Below are 22,149 nucleotides of genomic sequence, written 5' to 3'. Positions count from 1 at the left end.
CCTGCCTACCGGCCGACTGCAAGGATCTGTTCTGCGGGCCCGAGATTTCGTTTCATTCTCAGGCTTATAGCAAGTTTTTCGAAAACCGGTGCTATTTCTTCAATAACTTCGCCGCGACAGAGAACCTCGCAGTACCCTTTTCCTAACACAGATTGTTTGTTCGGCACACTCATGGAACGCCGAAAACGAAAGGTGGTTGCGTGCGGTGATTCGCAGCACGCAACCGCAGTCCTTAATAATGTGCTTCTAACGTCACAGATCTCAATCCTGGAAGGGATTCTGCACAAGAATTGTGTCGTCTCGTTCCGGACTTGTCGACAGAAGAGCGACCGGAGCACCGATCAGTTCTTCGACATGACGCACATATTTGATCGCCTGCGCCGGCAGATCGGCCCAGGTGCGAGCACCTTCGGTCGATTCTTTCCAGCCCGGCAGGCTTTCGTAAATCGGCTTCACGCGCTCCTGGGCACCCTGCGAAGCCGGCAGATAATCGATGCGCTCACCGTCCAGTTCGTAGCCGATGCAGATCTTGATTTCATCAAGACCGTCCAGAACGTCCAGCTTGGTCAGCGCGATGCCGGTGATGCCCGAGGTGCAGACGGTCTGGCGCACCAGCACAGCGTCGAACCAGCCGCAGCGGCGGCGGCGGCCGGTAACCGTACCGAACTCATGGCCGCGCGTACCGAGGAACTCGCCGATCTCGTCCTTCAGTTCGGTCGGGAACGGGCCCTCACCGACGCGTGTCGTGTAGGCCTTGGTAATACCGAGCACATAGTTGATCGAATTCGGGCCAAGGCCACTGCCTGCCGCAGCCTGGCCGGCGACCGTGTTGGACGACGTCACGAAGGGATAGGTGCCGTGGTCGATGTCGAGCAACGCGCCCTGTGCACCTTCGAAAAGGATACGCTTGCCCTGACGGCGCAGATCGTCCAGCAGGTACCAGACCTTGTCCATGTAGGGCAGGACCTTGTCCGCAACGCTGGCAAGTTCGTCGTAGATCGCCTGTGCGGAAACCTCATCCTGGCCAAGCCCCCGGCGCAGAGCATTGTGGTGCGTCAGCAAGCGGTCGATCTTGGCTGGCAGAGTGGCAAGGTTCTTCAGGTCCATCAAACGGATAGCGCGGCGGCCAACCTTGTCTTCATACGCCGGTCCGATACCGCGCTTGGTGGTGCCGATGCGCGTTCCGGTGTTGGAATTCTCGCGCAACGCATCAAGCTCGCGGTGCAGAGACAGGATCAGCGTTGCGTTCTCGGCAACACGCAGGCTTTCCGGCGTCACCACGACGCCCTGCTTGCTGAGGCGTTCGACTTCCTCTGCCAGCGCATGCGGATCCAGCACGACGCCGTTGCCGATGACGGACAGCTTGCCTTCGCGTGCAACCCCGGACGGCAGGAGAGACAGCTTGTAGCTGACACCGTCGATGACAAGGGTATGACCGGCATTGTGCCCGCCCTGGAACCTTACGATGACATCGGCTTGTTCCGACAACCAGTCGACAATCTTGCCTTTGCCTTCGTCACCCCATTGCGAACCGACAACAACCACATTCGCCATCTAGACTTTGCTCTCCTGAAGCAGCTTCCGCACCATCCGAAACTTGTCCGGGGCGCCAACACGACAAGCCCCGGCAACCGGACCGGGGCAAACGGCGCGGACTATAGACAGGTTTCCCTGCTCATGCGAGTCTCCGCAGGGAGATTGAGAGGCAAAAGCAGGTTTTTTTGCCAGCTCTCCTGATCGGCCCGGTCACCCCTGTGACAATTGACCAGTCATGCCGTGCACCTGAACGGACTTTTTCCGGATTAGACTGCATTTGCGGCAATGTCGCGACGGCAGATTATTTAGCCGGCGGCTCACCAGCATCCGGCTTGTCGTTGCGCGCAAGCCTGAAGATCATCGGCGACGTGCGCAGCAGCCAGACAAAGCGATGCCGCTTGCTTGCGGGAACAGCGTCCCGGCTGACGATCCGCGCGAAGATGAACACCACGAGCGACAGGTGCAGTGTGGCGGTATAGAGGAAGAAGGCCGAGGGGCCGAATTGCTCCATCACCAGCGAGGCAATGAACGGTCCCGCCATGGCGCCCACGCCATAGGCAAGTGTGAGCCCCGCCACCACATCGATGAATTGCCCCGGCTCGGCATTGTCGTTGGCATGGGCCGCACAAAGCGAATAGAGCGGCAGAGCAAATCCGCCGAACAGGAAGACGCCTGCAAAAAGCTCCAGCCGGGTCGAAGACCCCGATATGAAGAGACAGGCCAGCCCGGCACCGACGGTAAAGACACCGAGCACGACACGCCGGTCGAGCCGGTCGGACAGCCAGCCTGCGGGATACTGGAAGATTGCCCCGGCAAAGACCCAGATCGCGATGAACGCGGCAACCGTTTCAAGCCCCAGCCCAATTCCTTCCGCATAAACCGGACCAACCATGCGGAATGCTCCGTTGGTGAGGCCGATGGTGAAGACGGCGACAAGGGCGACCGGAGACACGCGCCACAACATGAGCGGATCGAAGAACCGCGCGGGCGGCGCTGCGGGATTGCGCTCACTCGTCAGGGAGATCGGCACCAGCGCGAAACAGAACAGGATGGCCAGAACGATCAGAATATCCGGACCAAGCGGACCGAACGCGGGCAGCATGAACTGGCTGCCCATGACGGCGATCATGTCGACTATCCGGTAGACGGAAAGAATCCGCCCGCGGGACGAATTGGTGGCGATGGAATTGAGCCAGCTTTCCAGAACCATCGTCGTGCCGCAAAAAGCCGCCCCGCTCACCAGACGCACGACCATCCAGAGCCAGCCGGCAGGTGTGAAGGCAATCGCCAGGATGGCGATGGCGCTGATTGCAGCCAGCGTGGAAAAGACGCGAATGTGCCCTGCCCGCGCGATCAGAAACGGTGTCAGCAGCACACCGACGATCATGCCGCCGAAATAGCACGACCCCAGCAACCCGATGAGCGCATCGGACATGCCTTCCGATTTGGCACGCACCGAAATCATCGTCACGGAAAGTCCGTTCGCACCCAGGAGGCAAGCGGCAGCAACCAGCAACGGTGTCAAACGTCCGGCAAGCGATCTGGAGTCCGCTGCGGGGGCAACCTGGGTCATGAATGAAGAACTCTTCCGAGCAGCCGAAGAAAACGCGGCCTCGATACTGTTGCCGGAGTGAACCGACTGCGCAAGCCCAGGACCGACGCTTGCACAGACAAAACGGACAGGCGGCCGCAATTCGTCGTCGATTGCAAGAAGGTAGCCCGGACAATGCCCACCTTCACTTCACCGGTCATTGCGGCCCAACGAACAAGGGCCGTGGCAAAGCATCACGCTCCATCCCCACAAGCGACCAGTCCTCTACTCGCGTTTCGGGTGTTCTTCATTCCGGTGGGGTGCTACCTGAGAAACATCACTCAATCAGAGATCGTGCAATGCCACTTCGTAACTGGATCATGCTGACCGTCCTTGGCGCCATCTGGGGCGGTTCCTTTTTGTTCGCAAAGGTGGCCGTTGCCGAAATCCCGCCGTTTGTTCTCGTATTCCTGCGTGTTTCCATTGCCTGCACGGTCCTGCTGATGATCCTTTGGCATCGTGGCATGTTGAACCGGCTGGAGAAAAAATATGTCGTGCCGTTTCTGGTCATGGGACTGCTGAACAACGCCATTCCCTTCTCTCTCCTGTTTCTCGGACAGACAGAAATCGGTGCGGGCCTCGCATCCATCCTGAATGCGACGACGCCTGTCTTCACGGTGATCGTGGCTGGTCTGCTGACGAAACAGGAAACGCTTCAGGGCAACAGGATTGCCGGTGTGGCGCTGGGTGTTGCAGGGGTCGCCATCATGTTGTGGAGCAGCCTGTCAGGCCTTGCGAGCGACCCGTTGTGGGCACAGCTTTGCTGCCTGGGTGCCGCGATCTCCTATGCCTGCGCGGCAACCTTCGCCCGCCGCTTCAAGACGCTGCCGCCGCAAGTGACGGCAACGGGTCAGTTGCTCGGTTCGACCACCCTCATGCTGCCGGTCGCTCTTCTGACTGCCGGTAGCTGGACCATGGCCGATCCCAGCCTGACGGCCTGGCTCAATGTGCTGGCGCTCGGCGTATTGGCAACCGCCCTAGCCTACCTGATCTATTTCCAGATTCTGGCCGAAGCCGGTGCGACCAACGCTTCGCTGGTCACGCTCCTTGTCCCGGCAAGCGCTCTCTTCTTCGGCTGGCTGATCCTGGGAGAAAATCTGGGTGTGCTTCAGCTTGGCGGATTTGCCGTACTGCTGGCAGGCCTCGTCGTCCTTGACGGACGCATCCTCAAAAAGCGCCGTGCACCGGCGGTCTGATCAGTTCGGGAAAAAAGGAGCCTTCTGCAAAAGGCAGAAGGCTCAAGCGCCAGGAACTTGGGCTGCACCTGACGTACATCCGGAAGGCGCGATTAGGGGCACGCACCCTTTTTGACCGGATAGCGGATCAGCGGGCGTTCCGTTGAACGCCAGCCATTCTAGAAATGCAGGGCCTTGACCTGCTTGACGTGGGAAACGGCCTCCAGCCGCGCCAGAACCTCCGCAGACACGTCGCCATCCACCTCCACAAGGCAGATCGCATCGTCACCGGGGGCCAGACGGCCGAGATGGAAGGTCGCGATGTTGACGCCGCTGTTGCCGAGTTCCATCCCGAGGTGTCCGATGAAGCCCGGCTTGTCCTCGTTGGTGATGTAAAGCATCTGCGGGCCGAGCTCGGCCTCCATGTTGATGCCCTTCACCTGGATGATCCGCGGTTTTCCGTCGGCAAAGACCGTGCCTGCGACCGAACGTTCCTGACGCTGGGTGATCACCGTAAGGCGCATGTAGGTCTCGTAGGCGCCGTCCTTCTCGCGGCGGATTTCCTCGATCTTCATGCCCCGTTCCTTGGCAAGGATGGGCGCGGAAACCATGTTGACCGTCTGCAGGAGCGGCGTCAGCAGACCCGTCAACGCAGCTGCAGTCAGCGCCTGCACGTTCATCTCGGCAACGGCACCGGCATATTCCAGGCGAACCCCTTCGATGCCCGTCTCCGTCAGCTGCCCCGCGAAGGAGCCCAACTGTTCGGCCAACCGCACGAATGGCACCAGCTTGGGCGCTTCCTCGGCAGTAATGGACGGCATGTTGAGCGCGTTGCGGACTGCGCCCTGTAGCAGGTAGTCGCACATCTGCTCCGCCACCTGCAGCGCAACGTTTTCCTGGGCTTCCGTGGTGGAAGCACCCAGGTGCGGCGTCGAGACGAAGTTCGGCGCGCCGAACAGCAGGTTATCCTTGGCTGGTTCCTCGACAAAGACGTCGAACGCCGCCCCGCCGAGTTTGCCCGCGTCCAGGGCCGCCCGCACTGCCGCCTCATCCGCAAGCCCGCCTCGGGCACAGTTGATCAGATACGCGCCCTTGCGCATCTTCTCGATGGCCTTGGCATCGATGATGTTGCGCGTCTTGTCGGTAAGTGGTGTGTGCAGGGTGATGAAGTCGGACCGGCTCAACAGGCCGTCAAGCTCGACTTTCTCGACACCTAGCGCAACGGCCCTTTCCGGCGTCAGGAAGGGATCGAAGGCGATCACTTTCATCTTCAGGCCGATAGCGCGGTCCGCCACGATCGAGCCGATGTTGCCACAACCGATCAGCCCGAGGGTCTTGCCGGTAAGTTCACGGCCCATGAAGCGGGATTTTTCCCACTTGCCTGCCTGGGTCGAGGCATCCGCCGCCGGGATCTGGCGCGCAACGGCCATCATCATCGAGATGGCATGTTCGGCAGTGGTGATCGCGTTGCCGAAGGGCGTGTTCATGACGATGATACCGCGCGCGGTCGCCTTGGGAATGTCGACATTGTCGACGCCGATCCCGGCACGGCCAATCACCTTCAGATTTTCAGCAGCTGCAATGATTTTTTCCGTAACCTTGGTGGCCGAACGGATTGCCAGACCATCGTATTTGCCGATGATCTCCAGCAGTTTTTCCTTGTCCTTGCCGACGTCCGGCAGGAAGTCCACGTCGATGCCGCGATCCTTGAAGATCTGCACGGCAGCGTCCGACAGCTTGTCGGAAATCAGTACCTTGGGAGCCATTGGAGCCTCTCCTTGAATACGAGAAACGATCCGGGCAGCGCACCGCCCGGGACTGTTGTCGTTGAAGGATGAACAGGCTCAGGCGGCCTGGGGCAGCTTCGCTTTTTCCGACTGGAACGCCCAGTCAAGCCAATGGGTCAAGGCCTGAAGATCGCTCGTCTCGACGGTCGCGCCGGCCCAGATCCGAAGACCGGACGGTGCATCGCGGTAAGCGCCGATGTCATAGGCGATGCCTTCAGCGTCGAGCGTACCGGCAAGAGCCTTGGCAAAGGCGGCCTGCTGGTCTGCAGTGAGCGAAAGAATGCCCGGATCCGTGACCTTGAGGCAGACGGACGTGTTCGACCGCGTTGCCGGATCAACGGCAAGGAAATCGACCCAGGAGGTCTTTTCGGCCCAGTCGGCAAGCACCTTGAGGTTCGCATCAGCGCGGGCACGCAGGCCAGACAGCCCACCCAGACCGTCGGCCCACTTGAGGGCGTCGATATAGTCCTCGACACAGAGCATGGACGGCGTGTTGATGGTCTCGCCCTTGAAGATGCCCTCGATCAGTTTGCCACCCTTGGTCATGCGGAAGATCTTCGGCATCGGCCAGGCCGGCGTATAGCTTTCGAGACGCTCGACCGCGCGCGGGCTGAGGATAAGCATGCCATGTGCAGCTTCCCCGCCCAGCACTTTCTGCCAGGAGAAGGTCACGACGTCGAGCTTGTCGAACGCAAGGTCCTGCGCAAAGGCGGCGGAAGTCGCATCGCAGATGGTCAGGCCTTCGCGATCGGCCGGGATCCAGTCACCGTTGGGAACACGGACGCCGGAAGTGGTCCCATTCCAGGTAAAAACAACGTCCTTGGAGAAATCGACCGAGGCAAGATCCGGCAGTTCGCCGTAAGGCGCTTCCAGGACCCGGGCATCATCGAGCTTGAGCTGTTTGATGACGTCGGTAACCCAGCCGGAGCCAAAGCTTTCCCAGGCGAGCATTTCGACGCCACGTGCACCGAGCAGCGACCAGAGCGCCATCTCGACAGCGCCGGTGTCGGACGCCGGGACGATACCGATCCGATATCCGTCCGGCACGTTCAGCACCTTGCGGGTCAACTCGATGGCTTCGGCAAGTTTGGCCTTGCCGGGCTTGGCGCGGTGAGACCGCCCGAGCGGCGCATCGCCCAAAGCCTCAAGCGACCAGCCGGGACGCTTGGCACAGGGACCAGAAGAAAAATTGGGATTGGCCGGACGCACGTCCGGCTTGGCGGTGAGGTCTGTCATATCTGTCTACCCTCGCAGATAGTTGCCTCTCGTTGGGGAGAGGTGGCCCACCTATGGGGATAGGACCTTCCTGACCTTTGGTCAATTCAAATCACGGGTGATCGGATAAATTCGGTCACGCCTCTCGCCTTCCGGAAGCGTTCTCTGAGACAAGCCACCCGCACCTGAAATCAGGATTGGCGTCGCCTGGCAAAAGAGAACTCAAGGGAAAGTGTGTGCACAAACAGGAAAAGGCCGGTCGATTGACCGGCCTTTCAAATTCGATGATCGAAAGATCAGAAGTTGCTGGTGATCGGCCCCTGCGGCTCGTAGTAGACCGGGCCGGCCGGGGCTGCGAACGTGTTGAAGGTGTAGCGCGCACCGAGGCGGAACTCGTGAGCAGTGAGATCCTCCCATTTTTCTCTCGTTCCGCCGGTGCCAGCATCCTCAAGCCTAACACTCTTTGCTTCCCCGAGGTTCTTATACCGGTACCCCGCATCCAGGCTCCAATTAGGAGTGAAAGCGTACTCAGCACCGGCCATCAAAGCCCAAGCAAAATTCCACTGGCCGTTGTCACCGTCATAAGTCGGGTTTGAACCGTCAGGATTATACGACTTCTTGTTGCTGGTATTAACATATGCTGCACCGATACCAGCACCCACGTAAGGCGTAATCCTGTTCCAGGTACCAACGTCAACGTAAGCATTGAGCATTACTGTCCAGACGTCGATGTCTGCTTGCTCTTTTGAATACTGGCCGGAAGTGGCACAACCAACGCACTCTGCGTACCCCGTCGCAGTTGCCCGTGTCTCATAATCCAGCGTCAAGTCTGTTCGAAAGTAGTCGTTAAACTGGTAACCAACACCAACACCAAACATCCAGGCGTTGTCCATACTGGTTCGTTCATATCGCAGATCCCCAATAGCAGGATCGTTAAAGCTACCGTCCGGGTCACTGTATAATTTGTAGCCAATATCGCCACGCAGGTACCAACCGCCAGCAGCCGGGACTTGCGGGATGTGCTCGATGACCGGGGTTGGCAAATCCGCGGCATATGCAGCAGTGGAAAGCGCAACAGCAAAGCCGGTCAAAGACAAACGCTTAAAGAAATTGTCCATGTCCTCGTCCTTTTCCAGTGAGCGTCCGCGTTAACCAATGCCGGACACATCAAACTTGAAAGCATACTGACGGGAATTCATTAATTGTGACTTAACTCTGTTCTTTAACCGCGTTTTTTTACCTTAAGGAAACCTTAACAGCCGAAGAAACATCGATAGATCAAAAACAGGCTTGCAAAATTATCAGGCAGGCCGGGGACATAGCTGCCAAAGTCGCTTGTTGTCATCCAGGCCGAATGAAGCAGAAGGCAGATCCGAAGGCCCATCTATCGCCACGTTTTCTGAAACTTGTTAGGACTTCTCGAGAAAGTGGCATCCAGTCGCCCTGTCCCAAGCCTGCATTCCAGGTGTCATCCGGGGCTGTCCGCAGATAAGAGGCAACAAAAAAGCCGCCTCACATGGGCGGCTTTTCTTATCACTTGCTGTCTCGCCGATCAGGCTGCAGTTGTTGCCACCACGCCGGCGATATCATTGACCACCTGCTTGACCAGCTCCGCATCGTCGCCTTCCGCCATCACGCGGATCAACGGTTCGGTGCCGGAAGCTCGAATCACGAGGCGGCCGGAATTGCCAAGGCGGGCTTCGCCATCCTCGATCGCGGATTTGACCAGGTCCTGCTCAAGCGGCTTGCCACCCTTGTAGCGCACGTTCTTGAGGATCTGCGGTACGGGTTCGAACCGGCGGCAGACTTCCGACACGGGCTTGTCCTGATCCTTGACGCACGCAAGAACCTGCAGACCCGCAATCAGGCCGTCGCCGGTCGTGGCAAAGTCGGACAGGACGATATGGCCGGACTGCTCGCCGCCGACATTGTAGCCGTTGGCACGCATATGCTCGACCACATAGCGGTCACCGACCTTGGTCCGGGCAAGGCCCAGCCCGAGGCTCTGAAGGTATCGCTCCAGCCCGAGATTGGACATGACCGTCGCCACGATCCCGGGCGCGGACAGGCGGTTGCTTTGCTGCCAGGACTGCGCCACCACGGCCATCAGCTGGTCGCCATCCACCACTGAGCCGTTTTCATCGACGATGATAACCCGGTCCGCATCCCCATCGAGCGCGATGCCGATGTCGGCGCGTACTTCATGCACCTTGCGGGACAAGGCATCAGTCGACGTCGAGCCGCATTCCTTGTTGATGTTGAAGCCATCCGGCGTGACACCCATGGTGATCACTTCCGCACCCAGCTCCCACAACGCCTCGGGCGCGACCTTGTAGGCAGCCCCGTTGGCGCAATCGATGACGACGCGCAGACCTTCCAGGCTCATTTCGCGTGGCAGTGTCCGTTTGGCAAATTCGATATAGCGCTGCTGCGCACCGTCAATCCGCTTTGCGCGGCCAAGCTCGCTGGCGCTCGGCAGGCGGGATGTCAGATCGCTTTCCATCAGCTCTTCGATCGTCTTTTCGATCTGGTCGCTGAGCTTGAAGCCATCCGGTCCGAAGAACTTGATGCCGTTGTCCTGGAACGGATTGTGCGAGGCAGAGATCATCACTCCGAGATCGGTTCTGAGCGAGCGTGTCAGCATCGCGACCGCGGGCGTCGGCAGCGGGCCCAGCAGGAACACATCCATGCCGACCGAAGTGAAGCCCGCCACGAGGGCGTTTTCCAGCATGTAGCCGGAAAGGCGGGTGTCCTTGCCGATAACCACCCGGTGGCGGTGCCCGCCGTTCTTGAAAGCCAACCCGGCGGCCATGCCAACCTTCAGCGCCATCTCGGCGGTCATGGGATAGCTGTTCGCCTGACCGCGGATGCCGTCGGTGCCGAAAAACTTGCGCATCAAATATGCCTTGCTGATCTATCTGTCTTGGTTGCGCTCTTTGTAACGCAATCAGCCGAAGTCACGATTCAAAATATGTGAGCAATTGTTACCATTCCCTGATGGCTGGCAACCCTGTTCTTTCACCGCAAACGAAGATGCCCGGCGCAGGCCGGGCATCTGGGTTGTTCAGAATATCGGAACCGATCAGGACTGCGGCTGCGGCTCCATGCCACCGCTGGCCTCGTCGCCACCACGCTTGGCACCGGCGGTCGGTACCGCGGACGACCGGCCGACCGGCTGGTCGTCGTCCGTGTCGCGCACTGGCGGCTTGCCATCGAGCAGACCCTTGATCTCGTCACCCGACAGGGTTTCGTACTCCAGGAGACCCTTGGCGATCGTGTGCAACTGGTCTTCGTGGTCGCCCAGGATCTTCTTGGCGGTTTCATACCCCTGATTGACGAAGGACTTGATTTCCGCATCGACGATCTTCTGGGTTTCGTCGGAAACATGCTGGTTCTTTGCCACGGAATGCCCCAGGAACACTTCTTCCTGGTTTTCCCCGTAAAGCAGCGGACCGAGCTTGTCGGACATGCCGAACTGGGTCGCCATCGCGCGGGCCAGCTTGGTGGCCATCTGGATGTCGCCGGACGCGCCCGAAGTCACTTTCTCGTAGCCGAAGATCATTTCTTCGGCGACGCGGCCACCCATGGCAACGGCAAGGTCGGCCTTGCACTTGGCGCGGGTAAGCGACACCTGATCCTTCTCCGGCAGGCGCATGACCATGCCAAGCGCACGTCCACGCGGAATGATGGTCGCCTTGTGGATCGGATCGGAAGCTTCCTGGTGCAGAGCCACCAGCGCGTGACCGGCTTCGTGGTAGGCGGTCAGCTTCTTTTCTTCCTCGGTCATCACCAGCGTACGGCGTTCCGCACCCATCATGACCTTGTCCTTGGCGTCTTCGAACTCTGCCATGGTCACCAGGCGCTTGGAGCGGCGGGCAGCCAGAAGCGCGGCTTCGTTGACGAGGTTCATCAGGTCCGCACCGGAGAAGCCCGGGGTACCGCGTGCCAGCGTCTTGACATCGACATCCGGTGCCAGCGGAACTTTCCGCATGTGCACTTTCAGGATCTTTTCGCGGCCGGTGATATCCGGGTTCGGCACCACGATCTGGCGGTCGAAACGGCCCGGGCGCAGCAGCGCCGGGTCCAGAACGTCCGGCCGGTTGGTCGCGGCGATGATGATGATGCCTTCGTTCGGCTCGAAACCGTCCATCTCGACCAGCAGCTGGTTGAGTGTCTGTTCGCGCTCGTCGTTACCGCCGCCGAGACCGGCGCCACGATGACGGCCGACCGCGTCGATTTCGTCGATGAAGATGATGCACGGAGCATTCTTCTTGGCCTGTTCGAACATGTCGCGGACGCGGGACGCACCCACACCGACGAACATTTCCACGAAGTCGGAACCGGAAATGGTGAAGAACGGTACGTTGGCTTCACCGGCAACCGCACGCGCGGTAAGCGTTTTACCGGTACCCGGAGGGCCAACAAGCAGAACACCGCGCGGGATCCGGCCACCAAGACGCTGGAACTTCTGCGGGTCGCGCAGAAACTCGACGATTTCCTGAAGGTCTTCCTTGGCTTCGTCGATACCGGCTACGTCCTCGAAGGTTACCCGGCCGTGTGCCTCGGTCAGCAGCTTCGCCTTGGACTTGCCGAAGCCCATGGCCTTGCCGCCGGAACCCTGCATCTGGCGCATGACGAAAATCCAGATACCCAGGATGATCAGCATCGGCAGCCAGGAGAACAGCGCACCAAGCAACGGAGAGCTTTCCGCCGGCGGGCGAGCGTTGATCAATACGCCCTTGCTGCGCAGCTCATCGACATATTGCGCGCCGTCAGGAGCGTAGGTCTGGAAGGCACTGCCACTGCTGTAGGTACCGGTGATCTTCTGTTCCTGAATGATGACCGATCGGATCTCGCCGTTGTCGACCTGCTTCATGAAGTCCGAATAAGCAATGTCATTCGTTGCGCCATGCTGCGCGGGACTTTGAAAAAGCTGGAACAATGCGATCAATAGCAGGGCGATGATCACCCAGAGAGCGAAGTTGCGAAAATGTGCGTTCATTTCGTTTCCTTAACCGCCCAACGCGACTAACTGCACGCGGTTACGTTTCTTTAGAGCGAAGATAGGTCGCCCAAAGCCCGCTGCCAAGGCGGTGCGCCATAGTTGCGCAGATGCGCTGACTATTTTCTTAAGCACGGACCTCTAACAGATGTTCCAGATGGGGAAAACCTCAGATTTCCTCGTCTGCGTCCTCATTGTCCATAAAGTTATCCGGCAATTTACCTTGGATCGGCATTCGCTCCAAATTCAAATCTGCGCTCCTGCAGGAATTGCCAATAGTCAAAACCGCCGTTGCGGAAGCCGGGATCAGGATCTCCCCTGCCCGCCACAGGACCGGCGCGCAGTCAAATGCGGCCCTGGGCCAGCCCGCCGGCCAGTCGATTTCCCGGGACGCTACAGGCGCTTTCATCAGCGGCCCCAGGCACAAGGGCGCATCACTTTCGCCAACAGAACGTGTGGGGGCCCGGTAAAGGTAGCGGCCATCCCATGTGCCGGTTCCAGCAAGACCCGTGAGAATGCCCGGCGGCTCGCGCCCCGGCTCTTTCCACACTTTGATGACGCTTGCATCTGCGTCGAAAACCGATCCTTGAAAGGTCTGACGGTTCGTCTCATCGGACATCAGCACCCCGTCCAGAGCCTGAAGCCTGGCAAGTCTTGGTCGGGAATTCTTGCCCGAGACACGCGCCATCAGATAGACGAGCAGCCGGAGACGGAGTTCTTCCGGCTGGTTGCGGTAGGCTTCACGCTCCATGCGAGCCGGACCCGCCGGGTGTTCGGTGATCAGCCGAGCGACCAGGTCGTCGGCAGTCCGCTCCAGCGCTTCCCGCGCCCGGCGGATATTGGCGGCGGTCTGCGCAAGGCGCTCTGCGCTCAATCCCTCCTCGGCCAACAGCGACAAGATGGCGCGGAGCCGGCTGCGCTTGTATTTCGGGTTCCGGTTGGAGGGATCCGTGCACCAGGAACGGCCGCGCTCTTCAAGCGTCGCCTCGAGGTCGGATTTCGAAACACTCAGGAGCGGGCGCAGCAGGCGCAGACCTTCCGGCCCGCCACCTTCGTCAGCCGCCATCCCGCTGAGGCCGGTAACGCCGCTCCCCCGGGTCAGACGGTCCAGAAATGTTTCCGCCTGATCGTCAAGGTGATGACCAAGAACAAGCGCCTCCGCACCGATGTCCCGCATACGCGCTGCCATCAACCGGTAACGGGCAACACGTGCCGCTTCCTGGAGGTTTGCAGCCGGTTTGGTGCCGGTCCAGTGCAACACCGTGCAGGCAAGGCCGCATGCGCGCGCATTCGTTGCAACGAATTCCGCCTCCTGACCGCTTTCAGGCCGGAGTTGATGATCCACACACAGCACTTCGGCGGCACCCTGCCAGCCGGTGCGTTTGCGCCATTCATCGAAAAGGACAAGAAGACAAAGGGAATCCGAGCCGCCGGACACCGCCAGCGCCAGATTGGAAAAAGAGCTTAGCTTTGAAAAAAGAGCATCGACGCGATCGGCCGGGAGCCTCTCGGGCTCAACCGGCCCGTCAGGAGCACTGGGCACGACGGCGTTCATCCCGCGCCTGGGACAAAACGGCTGGAGCGGCATTCGGATATTTGTTCAGCAGTTCGGAAAACGTTGCGCAGGCCGCATCCGCTTCACCGAGTCCACGCAGCGAGACGCCCAGCTTGAGCAGGCTGTCGGGGCTCTTGGCGTTGCCGGGATGGTCCGTGTAGGTCTTCAGGAAGGCATCGGCTGCCTCGCGGTAGTTCTGCTGTGCCAGCAGGCTTTCGCCCAGCCAGTATTGAGCGTTCGCAGCCTGTGCATCGTCGGGATAGGTTTCCAGAAAATTCCGGAATCCGCGCTCGGCACCCGCGTAGTCGCCATTGACTGCCAGGGAATAGGCCTGATTGTAGTCAGAGCTCGGGTCGCCGCTGCCGATGACGCTGGCAATCTGGTCATCGTCGGTGGCAAGACCGGGATCGGGCGCGATTTCCTGACCGGTGCCAGGCAGGTTTTCAAGCCCGTTGGCCAGCCGCGAAAGGTCGATCGGACCGTCGCTCGGCAAACCGCTTTCATAGCCGCCGGACTGATCCCAGTTGCCGTCTCCAGATCCGTCCGTGGGAAGGGTCGCAAAGCCTCCACCCGGCGCGATAAGGTTGCCCGACTGCGGAGTACCGTCCGGGCCTAGGCCCGGAGCGGTCGATCCTGGAGCGACATCCGAGCGTTTGCCCGGGGTGCCGCCTTCCAGCTGCTGGAAGCGGTATTCATTGTCTTCCTGCATGCGGCGCATCTGATCCTGCAATTCCCGCATCTGATAGGACAACTGTTCGATCTGGCCGGTCAAAACCCGGATCCGTTCCTCAAGCTGACCGATCCTTACGCTGGAATCGTCATTCTTGCGTCCGAACAGCTGGGCTTGCGACGGTGTGGCAGTGGCGAAGGTGATGACCAACGCCATGATGAGACCTGCCAGTCCCTTTAGTTTCAGCATTCGCTCCTCCGGTTGGATTTGCTGTACCAGTGTCTGGCCGTGGTCCGACAAACGCCAATACTCAAGCAGATCCACGCGCATGATGTCTTACCATGCCCGGCTTCTTACTCAAGTGCACAGAGCGCTTCGACTTCGGCCAAATTTTGACGTTACCGGCTGACATTGAAGTGATTTCGTCATTTCCGGCCGGCCCAACAAAAAAGGCCGGGCAAGCTGCCCGGCCTTTTTGTTCGGCATTTGCCGGATCAGTTGGTCGCGTTGTTCAGGACCGTCACCGCGCGGCGGTTCTGTGACCAGCAGCTGTTGTCGTTACAGACAGCCACAGGCCGTTCCTTGCCGTAGGAAATCGTCCGGACACGCGAGGCGTTCACGCCCTGCGCCACCAGATAGTCACGTGCGGACTGGGCACGGCGTGCTCCCAGCGCGATGTTGTACTGACGCGTGCCGCGTTCATCCGCATGCCCCTCGATCGTGATCGTGTACTGGGGATAGCGATTCAGCCACTTGGCCTGATTGGCAAGGGTTGCCTGACCCTGCGATGTCAGCACCGACTGGTCTTCTTCGAAGAACACGCGGTCACCCACGTTCACGACGAAGTCCTGGCCCGTGCCCGGCTTCACATTGCTCGACAGCCCGTCCGGTTTGTTCTGGGCACATGCTGCTGCGAACAGAACCACGAAGCAGACTGCAATCCAGCGCGCGCCCCGTCCGGCGTTTAAACTCTTGAACATTCCTGTCTCCTACACCCCAGCCCGCCAACCTGACATTTCATCCGTCCGGTTCTTGGTAAACGCTTTCTAGCCAAAACCGGTAAAAAACGCCTTTTCAAACATGGTTAGCGAAAGCTTAACACGGCCTGCCTTCACAGGCCGCATGTCTCCATCAGTCGATCAGCGGCGACCAGGAGGGATCCGACGCGAAGGCCGGGGTCTCCACCCGCTGTTCGTTGTATCCCGTCAGGTCCACGGTCCAGACCTGCGGCCCGCCATTGGCACCCGGCGTATCCCGGAAAAACACCAGCACACGGCCGTTCGGCGACCAGGCCGGACCTTCGTTATGATAGCCTTCGGTCAGGATACGCTCGCCCTTTCCGTCCGGCCGCATGACGCCGATCATGAAGCGGCCCTGGTGCTGCTTGGTGAAGGCGATCAGGTCTCCACGCGGCGACCATACCGGCGTGGAATACCGGCCAGGCCCGAAGGAAATACGCTGCGCACCGCCGCCGCCTGCGCTCATCACATAAAGTTGTTGTGTGCCGCCGCGGTCGGATTCGAACACGATCTGGCGTCCGTCCGGTGAGAACGACGGGCTCGTGTCGATGGCCGCGTCGTTCGTCAGACGCGTCGTCTGGCGAGAGCGCAGGTCCATCTTGAAGATGTTGGCATTGCCACCCTGCTGCAGGCTCATCACCACGCTCTGCCCATCGGGCGAGAACCGCGGGGCAAAGGTCATGCCCGGGAAGTTGCCGACGATTTCGCGCTGACCCGTTTCAATATTCAGCAGATAGACACTCGGATCGGTGCCGCCGTAGGACATGTAGGTGACTTCCTGGCTCGTCGGCGAGAACCGCGGTGTCAGCACCAGATCGTCGCCGCGCGTCAGGTAACGCACGTTTGCGCCGTCCTGGTCCATGATCGCCAGGCGCTTGACGCGCTTGTCCTTCGGGCCGGTTTCGTCGACATAGACGATGCGGGTGTCGAAGTAGCCCTTTTCACCGGTCAGCCGCTCATAGATCGCATCAGCGATGATATGCGCCAGACGCCGCCAGTTTTCGGGTGTCGTGTAGAATTGCTGGCCCAGCATCTGCTCTGCCGCGAAAACGTCCCACAGACGAAATTCCGCCCGCAGGCGCCCGTCCGGCTGCTTGATCACCGTACCGGTGACAAGCGCCTGGGCACTGATCTGGCGCCAGTCGCCGAAACGCGGCGTGGAATTCACGCTCATGTTCTTCTGAATGAAGCTGGCCGGATCAAGCGGCCGGAACAGGCCGGATCGTTTCAGGTCGGCGGCAATGACGTTGGTCATGTCCGCGGCCAGCTTGCCGTCTCCGCCTTCGGCGGAAAACGACGGCAGTGCGATCGGCAAGGGCTCGATGTTGCCCTGGGTAATATCGATTTCGACAAGCGCTGCCGCCGGCAGCGGAGCAATCACCACAAAAGAAGCGAGAACAAATGCGAGCCCTCTGGCTTTCCGGTTTGTGAAAACAGAAAGTTTCTTCAGTATTCCGCGCATGAGCACATCAGCTCCCTTATGGACGTTTGGACTGGCCGGGCCAGTCTATCCCCCGAGCATCTCTCTGGGGTCGAAATTGATGATGACTTCCTGCCAAGCTTCATACTTGGAAATTGGCAGATTGTATGGCTGGCAGCGCATGATCGCGCGCACGGCACTGCTCGAGGCTGCTCCGAACGCCGGATTGCCGCTGGAATTCATGACTTCCGGCTGGCCCGAGACCTGACCGTCCTGGGACAGGTTGAAACGGACACGAACCTTCAGGTCTTCCGCACCGACGGCACCCACCGGCGGGTTCCAGCATTGCGCCACCATTCCGCGCAGCGCATCCAGCTCGGACTGGCTCATACGCACGTTCTGCTCTCCGCGCCGGGAACCGAGAGAGGCCGGGTTCTGGCTGGTTTCGCCGGTCTGTTTGGCCGGTTCGACCTTGTTCAGGAGCGCAGCGATATCGGTGCTGTCGAAATTATCCTTCGGCGGCTCGGGCGCATTCCTCGGCGGCGTCGGCTTGGAGCGCGGCGAAACCTTGGTCACGATCGGCTGGGGTGCAGGCGCTGCCTCCTGCTGCGGCACAGGTTCCGGCGCGGGGGCAGGATCCGGTGCAGGCGCAGGTTCGGCCACCGGCGCCGGTTCGGGCGCAGGCGCCGGAGCTGGCTCCGGATCCGCAACGGGCGTTGGCTCCGGAGCCGGAGGAGGCGTCGGAGACGGCGAAGGTGTCGGCTGCGTCGGCTGCTCAACCTTGCTTTCGCCCGGCTTGTCGGCCGGTTTCGGAGGTTCTTCGGCCGGGGTTTCGCTTGGGTTTACCGCCGCGACATCCCGGATTTCGGCGGTCTTTTCGCCGACCCGAAGCCTGGTGATCTCCTCGATGGGCACCAGTTCGACAGGCAGAGAATCCACCTGAGGAACCGCAAAGCTCTCAGCGTCCGGAAAGGCGATCAAGCCCCAGAGCAGGAAAGCCGAGTGACCGGCCAGAGACGCGATGAGACCTGCGCGCATGACGCGTTACGAGTCCCGTTCTTCCAGAGTGACAAGACCGAGGCGTTTAAACCCGGCCGCGCTGATGCGGCCCATCAGCTTCATCATGGTGCCGTAGTCGGCATCCTGATCGCCGCGCACGTAGATACGTTCCTCGTAACCATTGGCGGCAATGGCTTCGAGCTTTGGCACGATCTCCTCGATCGTGATCGGGGTGTCCTGGATGAAGATTTCACCAGCCGCGTTCACCGAGATGGTTATCGGCTCGGTATCGCCTTCCAGGGCCTTGGCGCTGGTCTCCGGCAGATCGATCGGCACACCGACCGTCAAGAGCGGAGCCGCCACCATGAAGATGATCAGGAGCACCAGCATCACGTCGACCATCGGCGTGACGTTGATTTCGCTCATGGGTGCGTGGCGACGCCTGCGCCGCCCGCGCCGTCCGCTTCCTGCCTGACCTGAACCGACCTGCATGGCCATGGATCAGCCCCTCTCGTCGATCTGACGGGACAGGATGGCGGAGAACTCGTCCGCAAAGCCTTCCATGCGTGAAACCGCCTTGCCGACGTCGGCCGAGAACTTGTTGTAGGCGATAACTGCCGGAATGGCGGCCAAAAGACCAAGTGCGGTCGCAAACAGAGCTTCGGCAATACCGGGCGCCACGACGGCAAGGTTGGTGCTTTCCGATGCAGCGATGGCCTGGAACGCTGTCATGATGCCCCAGACCGTTCCGAACAGACCGATGAACGGTGCCGCAGAGCCAACGGTTGCCAGGATCAGCAACCGGCTTTCAAGCCGCTCGGCTTCGCGCTGGATGGTGACATCCATCACCCTGTCGATACGCTGCTGCAGGCTGCCGATGGCAGGCCGCGCACCCTCGTGGCTGCGCTTCCATTCGCGCATGGCTGCGACGAACAGTGCCGCCATGGAATGGTTCACACGATTGTGAAGCGTATTATAGAGTTCTTCGAGAGACTGACCGGACCAGAACACCGTTTCGAACCGGCTCATCTGGCGCCGTGTCCGGCCGACCAGCATGATCTTGTCGACGATGATCGCCCAGCACCACACCGAAGCGCCCAGAAGGCCGAGCATTACGACCTTGACGACGATATGCGCCTGCCAGAACAGCGCAAAAAACGAAATGCCGCTCTCTGGCGCCAATGTCGATTGGACAAGTGTTTCCATAAATTCAATGACCCCTTGGCCGTCTGACGCTGTTTTGCATTCAAGGTTTCGAAAACGACAGCGAGGAACCGGAATCAGCCGGCCGGCTCTTGTAACCTGCCGCCTCTCTGACGTTTGATTTTGTCAAAACTGGGACTTTTCCAATCAAAGAAAGTCCCTCTCTAAAGGAATCAATTAAGGTTACTGCAAGATTAACGCAGTAATGGGTTTTGAAAGTATTTTACCGCCGCCAAGCAGCTTGCCTGCTCTTTCAGAGCCAAGCCCTTCAACCGTCGGTGTTTTCTCCAGGTGCATGCTGCACGAGTTTTTCCGAAAGGATCTGCGGCAGTCGGGTCGGACGTCCCTGCGAGGTGATGATCGCAACGGTGACGGCAGCCGAAATCAGCAGCTCTTCACCGCGGTAAATCAGCTGATCGAGCCGGATTCGGGCGCCTTTGTACTCCGCAAGGCTGGTATGAACTTCCAGCACATCGTCAATCCTGGCCGGTTTCTGGAAGTCCAGCGTCATTGTCTTGACCGCAAAGGCCAGTGAAGCACCGTGGGTACCTTCGGCCATCTCACGATGGTGAATGCCGATAAGACGAAGGAAATCCGACCTGGCGCGCTCGAAGAAGCGCACATAGGCACCGTGATAGACGATACCCGTGAAATCCGTGTCCTCGTAGTAGACGCGAACAGGAAGCACATGACCGCCATCTTCCAGGCGGCCGGCGAGATCCGGCCAGTCCGACACGCTTTGTTCCTCGAAAGCTGAATGAAAAAGCCTCCCGGTCGACCGACCGGGAGGCTCGTGCCTGACCCTTACGTAGGCCGGATCTTATGCAGCGGCAACCTCGGAGAGGAATTTCTCGACGGACGCACGAAGCTGTTCCGCCTGCTGTTTCATCTCGATGGTCGCGTTCAGCATGTCGCCAACCGCTTCCGAGTTTTCGGCAACGCCTTCGTTCAGCGATGCCACTGTCTCTGCAACGCTGCGGGTACCTTCCGCGGCTTCTGCAACGTTTCTGGAAATCTCACCGGTGGCAGCGCCCTGCTGCTGCACGGCGTCCGAAATCGTGGTGGTGTAGGAGTTGACCTCCTCGACTGATTCCGACACCCGGGCAATCTCTTCCACCGCTTCGGTGGTGGAGGCCTGGATTGCCGCGATCTGCGCGGAGATTTCTTCCGTTGCCTTGGCGGTCTGGCCGGCGAGCGACTTGACCTCGGAGGCAACGACCGCAAAGCCCTTGCCGGCATCGCCTGCACGTGCGGCTTCGATCGTCGCATTCAGCGCCAGCAGGTTGGTCTGTTCGGCGATCTCTGAAATCAGCGACACGACATCGCCGATCTTGTTGGCCGCTTCCGCAAGGCCGGAGATCTTGGAATTGGAGCTCTGCGCGGCGGTGGTGGTCTGGGCCACGATGCTTGCCGTGGTTTCGACCTGTCGGGAAATCTCCGAAATCGACGCGTTGAGTTCCTCGGTGGCGGAGGCAACCGCCTGAACGTTGGAGGAAGCGTTTTCCGAAGTCGACACCGCGGTCTGCCCCTGGTCTGACGCGGCAGTGGACCGGTGACTGAGGGCGGAAGAGACTTCTTCCACACGGGCAATATTGGTTTCCACCAGTTCCAGAACCGCTTGCGACTCGGCGCGGAATGCGGCGATCAGCGCATCGATGGTCTTTTCACGTTGCTCGCGGGCGATGTGGCCAACCTTGCGCTCGGATGCCAGACGCTCGCGTTCGATCGAACTGTCCTTGAACACTTCGATACAGCGCGCCATGCGGCCGATCTCGTCCTGGCGTTCGGTTGCTTCGACACCCACTTCCAGGTCGCCGTCGGCGATCTTGCGCGCCGCGACGGCAAGGCGTTCCATGGGAGCGAACATGCGCCGGGTTACCCACCAGATCAGGCCGACGATCGGAACCAGACAGAGGAAACCGGAAATGATCGCACCATAGGTGATGCGATCGGCGGCAGCCGACAGTTCCGTCTGCTTGACGGCATCGACAACACCGAAGGGCGAACCGACAAACGTGTTGCTTGCTTCCGCGAAGCGGTAGTCACCGTCTTCCAGGCGGATCAGCCGGTCGTTGACCTTGATATCGGAGATCATGTGGACGGCGCTTGCGCGGCCCATGTCGTCGAGCTGAACCAGCTTGCCATCGGAATCGGCAAGGAAGATGCGCTCGCTGTCGCCGAGGCCGGTCTTCTCGTTCAGCAATCCGGCCAGATGCTCCATGTTGGTCGTGAACGCAATCGCGCCGAAGAACCGGTCCAGATAGAACACCGGCACCGCGAGAACTTCCGAGACGGTACCGTCTTCGGTGGTCACAAAGCCCGAGGAATAGATCTGCCCGGCAGCCAGCGTCTCGTTTTTCGAGGCCTCGAACAGCTTGCCCATGGCGATCTGCACCGGATGCCCCTGGATTTCGGCATCCTCCAGGTGGAAAGCGAATTCCGGTCCCTTGCGATAGGAATAGGTGATGAACCCGTCCGGATTGGCCAGCGCGGCATCGGAAAACAGGCCTTGATCAACAAGTTCCTGGTAGATCGGATGAACGACCTTGTGGTTGTTGACGTAGTAGTTGGACTCTTCCGGCTCCACCAGGAGGTGCCGCTCACCTTCAGGGTGCGGATTGTCGGTGATGAAGATCCTGCGGAGAAGCTTCTTCGGGCTCTCCTTCTGGCTCTCCTCGACGTTTTTCTGCCCATCTTTCAGGTTCTTCCACCCGACCATGGTCTTCATCAGGCTGTCCTTGGCGCCTTCCAGCGTGGAGAAGAACGCAGCGCTGTCCTTCACCTGCCCAAGGGAGAGTTCAATAACCTTCTGTTTCGCCTTGGTAGCACTTTGCAGGCCGGCATCTGCCTGACCGTTTGCAACATCCCGCGAAATGGTCGACGTGACCGTGACAATTGCCACGCACATAGTGAGTGCGCCGGCTAAAAACATTAAAGCCAGTTTAGATGAAAGGCGCTTCCGCATGGTTTCCCCCGC

Annotated in this window: 17 protein-coding genes; 1 reads left to right on the top strand and 16 read right to left on the bottom strand. The window is 59.9% G+C overall.

The annotated features are described in order from the left end of the window. Nucleotides 1-261: 261 nt before the first annotated feature. Together FIV03_RS10925 and FIV03_RS10920 are read right to left on the bottom strand one after the other, a co-directional pair. Nucleotides 262-1,554 carry an adenylosuccinate synthase gene (locus FIV03_RS10925; RefSeq protein ID WP_023003427.1) on the bottom strand — a complete coding sequence of 431 codons (1,293 nt, stop codon included), beginning with the start codon at nt 1,552-1,554 and terminating at the stop codon, nt 262-264. Between the two features lie 283 nt (nt 1,555-1,837). Continuing rightward, a complete protein-coding gene (locus FIV03_RS10920; RefSeq protein ID WP_077291776.1) occupies nt 1,838-3,109 on the bottom strand; it encodes an MFS transporter in 1,272 nt (423 codons plus the stop codon). A gap of 317 nt (nt 3,110-3,426) precedes the next feature. Here FIV03_RS10920 and FIV03_RS10915 point away from each other — a divergent pair, with 317 nt between their 5' ends. Continuing rightward, nucleotides 3,427-4,323, top strand: coding sequence for a DMT family transporter (locus FIV03_RS10915; protein WP_173013823.1), 897 nt, complete (start codon nt 3,427-3,429; stop codon nt 4,321-4,323). A gap of 158 nt (nt 4,324-4,481) precedes the next feature. Here the strand turns inward: FIV03_RS10915 and serA are convergent, their stop codons facing one another. The 14 genes from serA to FIV03_RS10845 form a co-directional block, all read right to left on the bottom strand. Next, complete coding sequence (serA, locus tag FIV03_RS10910) at nt 4,482-6,068, bottom strand: phosphoglycerate dehydrogenase (RefSeq protein WP_152509563.1); 1,587 nt, start codon at nt 6,066-6,068, stop codon at nt 4,482-4,484. Between the two features lie 78 nt (nt 6,069-6,146). Beyond that, nucleotides 6,147-7,325: a phosphoserine transaminase gene (locus FIV03_RS10905; RefSeq protein WP_023003431.1), complete on the bottom strand. Its 1,179-nt coding sequence runs from the start codon at nt 7,323-7,325 to the stop codon at nt 6,147-6,149. A gap of 275 nt (nt 7,326-7,600) precedes the next feature. Beyond that, nucleotides 7,601-8,422: an outer membrane protein gene (locus FIV03_RS10900; protein WP_152509562.1), complete on the bottom strand. Its 822-nt coding sequence runs from the start codon at nt 8,420-8,422 to the stop codon at nt 7,601-7,603. A gap of 434 nt (nt 8,423-8,856) precedes the next feature. Further along, nucleotides 8,857-10,200 carry a phosphoglucosamine mutase gene (glmM, locus tag FIV03_RS10895; protein WP_173013822.1) on the bottom strand — a complete coding sequence of 448 codons (1,344 nt, stop codon included), beginning with the start codon at nt 10,198-10,200 and terminating at the stop codon, nt 8,857-8,859. A gap of 186 nt (nt 10,201-10,386) precedes the next feature. After that, nucleotides 10,387-12,306 carry an ATP-dependent zinc metalloprotease FtsH gene (gene ftsH / locus FIV03_RS10890; protein WP_023003435.1) on the bottom strand — a complete coding sequence of 640 codons (1,920 nt, stop codon included), beginning with the start codon at nt 12,304-12,306 and terminating at the stop codon, nt 10,387-10,389. Between the two features lie 169 nt (nt 12,307-12,475). Beyond that, nucleotides 12,476-13,744, bottom strand: a complete 1,269-nt coding sequence (gene tilS / locus FIV03_RS10885; protein ID WP_173013821.1) for a tRNA lysidine(34) synthetase TilS — start codon at nt 13,742-13,744, stop codon at nt 12,476-12,478. An 88-nt stretch (nt 13,745-13,832) separates the two neighbouring features. Beyond that, entirely contained in the window at nt 13,833-14,780 is a 948-nt protein-coding gene (gene ybgF / locus FIV03_RS10880; protein WP_031270520.1) for a tol-pal system protein YbgF, read from the bottom strand. A 245-nt stretch (nt 14,781-15,025) separates the two neighbouring features. Then, nucleotides 15,026-15,511: a peptidoglycan-associated lipoprotein Pal gene (gene pal, locus FIV03_RS10875; protein WP_152509559.1), complete on the bottom strand. Its 486-nt coding sequence runs from the start codon at nt 15,509-15,511 to the stop codon at nt 15,026-15,028. A 151-nt stretch (nt 15,512-15,662) separates the two neighbouring features. Beyond that, a complete protein-coding gene (gene tolB, locus FIV03_RS10870) occupies nt 15,663-17,012 on the bottom strand; it encodes a Tol-Pal system beta propeller repeat protein TolB (protein ID WP_152509558.1) in 1,350 nt (449 codons plus the stop codon). 45 nt (nt 17,013-17,057) lie between these two features. Beyond that, a complete protein-coding gene (locus FIV03_RS10865) occupies nt 17,058-18,008 on the bottom strand; it encodes a cell envelope integrity protein TolA (protein WP_152509557.1) in 951 nt (316 codons plus the stop codon). A gap of 6 nt (nt 18,009-18,014) precedes the next feature. Continuing rightward, on the bottom strand, nt 18,015-18,467 hold the full coding sequence (gene tolR, locus FIV03_RS10860; protein ID WP_023003441.1) for a protein TolR: 453 nt from the start codon (nt 18,465-18,467) through the stop codon (nt 18,015-18,017). A gap of 3 nt (nt 18,468-18,470) precedes the next feature. Further along, complete coding sequence (gene tolQ, locus FIV03_RS10855; RefSeq protein ID WP_023003442.1) at nt 18,471-19,175, bottom strand: protein TolQ; 705 nt, start codon at nt 19,173-19,175, stop codon at nt 18,471-18,473. A gap of 265 nt (nt 19,176-19,440) precedes the next feature. Then, entirely contained in the window at nt 19,441-19,908 is a 468-nt protein-coding gene (ybgC, locus tag FIV03_RS10850) for a tol-pal system-associated acyl-CoA thioesterase (RefSeq protein WP_152509556.1), read from the bottom strand. Nucleotides 19,909-19,992: 84 nt separating this feature from the next. Then, nucleotides 19,993-22,080 (bottom strand): methyl-accepting chemotaxis protein, encoded by a 2,088-nt coding sequence (locus FIV03_RS10845; protein ID WP_209009933.1) that lies wholly within the window; start codon nt 22,078-22,080, stop codon nt 19,993-19,995. Between the last annotated feature and the right edge of the window lie 69 nt (nt 22,081-22,149).

The sequence above is a fragment of the Labrenzia sp. THAF187b genome, from assembly GCF_009363375.1.
Taxonomy (GTDB): Bacteria; Pseudomonadota; Alphaproteobacteria; order Rhizobiales; family Stappiaceae; genus Roseibium; species Roseibium algicola.
Note: the sequence above shows the minus strand (reverse complement) of the source record. Positions and strands in the feature narration are given on the sequence as shown.

What these genes read in the sequence shown, in the direction of transcription:
- FIV03_RS10925 (WP_023003427.1), bottom strand. Translation starts at nt 1,554, where the DNA reads ATGGCGAATGTGGTTGTTGTCGGTTCGCAATGGGGTGACGAAGGCAAA.
- FIV03_RS10920 (WP_077291776.1), bottom strand. Translation starts at nt 3,109, where the DNA reads ATGACCCAGGTTGCCCCCGCAGCGGACTCCAGATCGCTTGCCGGACGT.
- FIV03_RS10915 (WP_173013823.1), top strand. Translation starts at nt 3,427, where the DNA reads ATGCCACTTCGTAACTGGATCATGCTGACCGTCCTTGGCGCCATCTGG.
- serA (WP_152509563.1), bottom strand. Translation starts at nt 6,068, where the DNA reads ATGGCTCCCAAGGTACTGATTTCCGACAAGCTGTCGGACGCTGCCGTG.
- FIV03_RS10905 (WP_023003431.1), bottom strand. Translation starts at nt 7,325, where the DNA reads ATGACAGACCTCACCGCCAAGCCGGACGTGCGTCCGGCCAATCCCAAT.
- FIV03_RS10900 (WP_152509562.1), bottom strand. Translation starts at nt 8,422, where the DNA reads ATGGACAATTTCTTTAAGCGTTTGTCTTTGACCGGCTTTGCTGTTGCG.
- glmM (WP_173013822.1), bottom strand. Translation starts at nt 10,200, where the DNA reads ATGCGCAAGTTTTTCGGCACCGACGGCATCCGCGGTCAGGCGAACAGC.
- ftsH (WP_023003435.1), bottom strand. Translation starts at nt 12,306, where the DNA reads ATGAACGCACATTTTCGCAACTTCGCTCTCTGGGTGATCATCGCCCTG.
- ybgF (WP_031270520.1), bottom strand. Translation starts at nt 14,780, where the DNA reads ATGCTGAAACTAAAGGGACTGGCAGGTCTCATCATGGCGTTGGTCATC.
- pal (WP_152509559.1), bottom strand. Translation starts at nt 15,511, where the DNA reads ATGTTCAAGAGTTTAAACGCCGGACGGGGCGCGCGCTGGATTGCAGTC.
- tolB (WP_152509558.1), bottom strand. Translation starts at nt 17,012, where the DNA reads ATGCGCGGAATACTGAAGAAACTTTCTGTTTTCACAAACCGGAAAGCC.
- FIV03_RS10865 (WP_152509557.1), bottom strand. Translation starts at nt 18,008, where the DNA reads ATGCGCGCAGGTCTCATCGCGTCTCTGGCCGGTCACTCGGCTTTCCTG.
- tolR (WP_023003441.1), bottom strand. Translation starts at nt 18,467, where the DNA reads ATGGCCATGCAGGTCGGTTCAGGTCAGGCAGGAAGCGGACGGCGCGGG.
- tolQ (WP_023003442.1), bottom strand. Translation starts at nt 19,175, where the DNA reads ATGGAAACACTTGTCCAATCGACATTGGCGCCAGAGAGCGGCATTTCG.
- FIV03_RS10845 (WP_209009933.1), bottom strand. Translation starts at nt 22,080, where the DNA reads ATGTGCGTGGCAATTGTCACGGTCACGTCGACCATTTCGCGGGATGTT.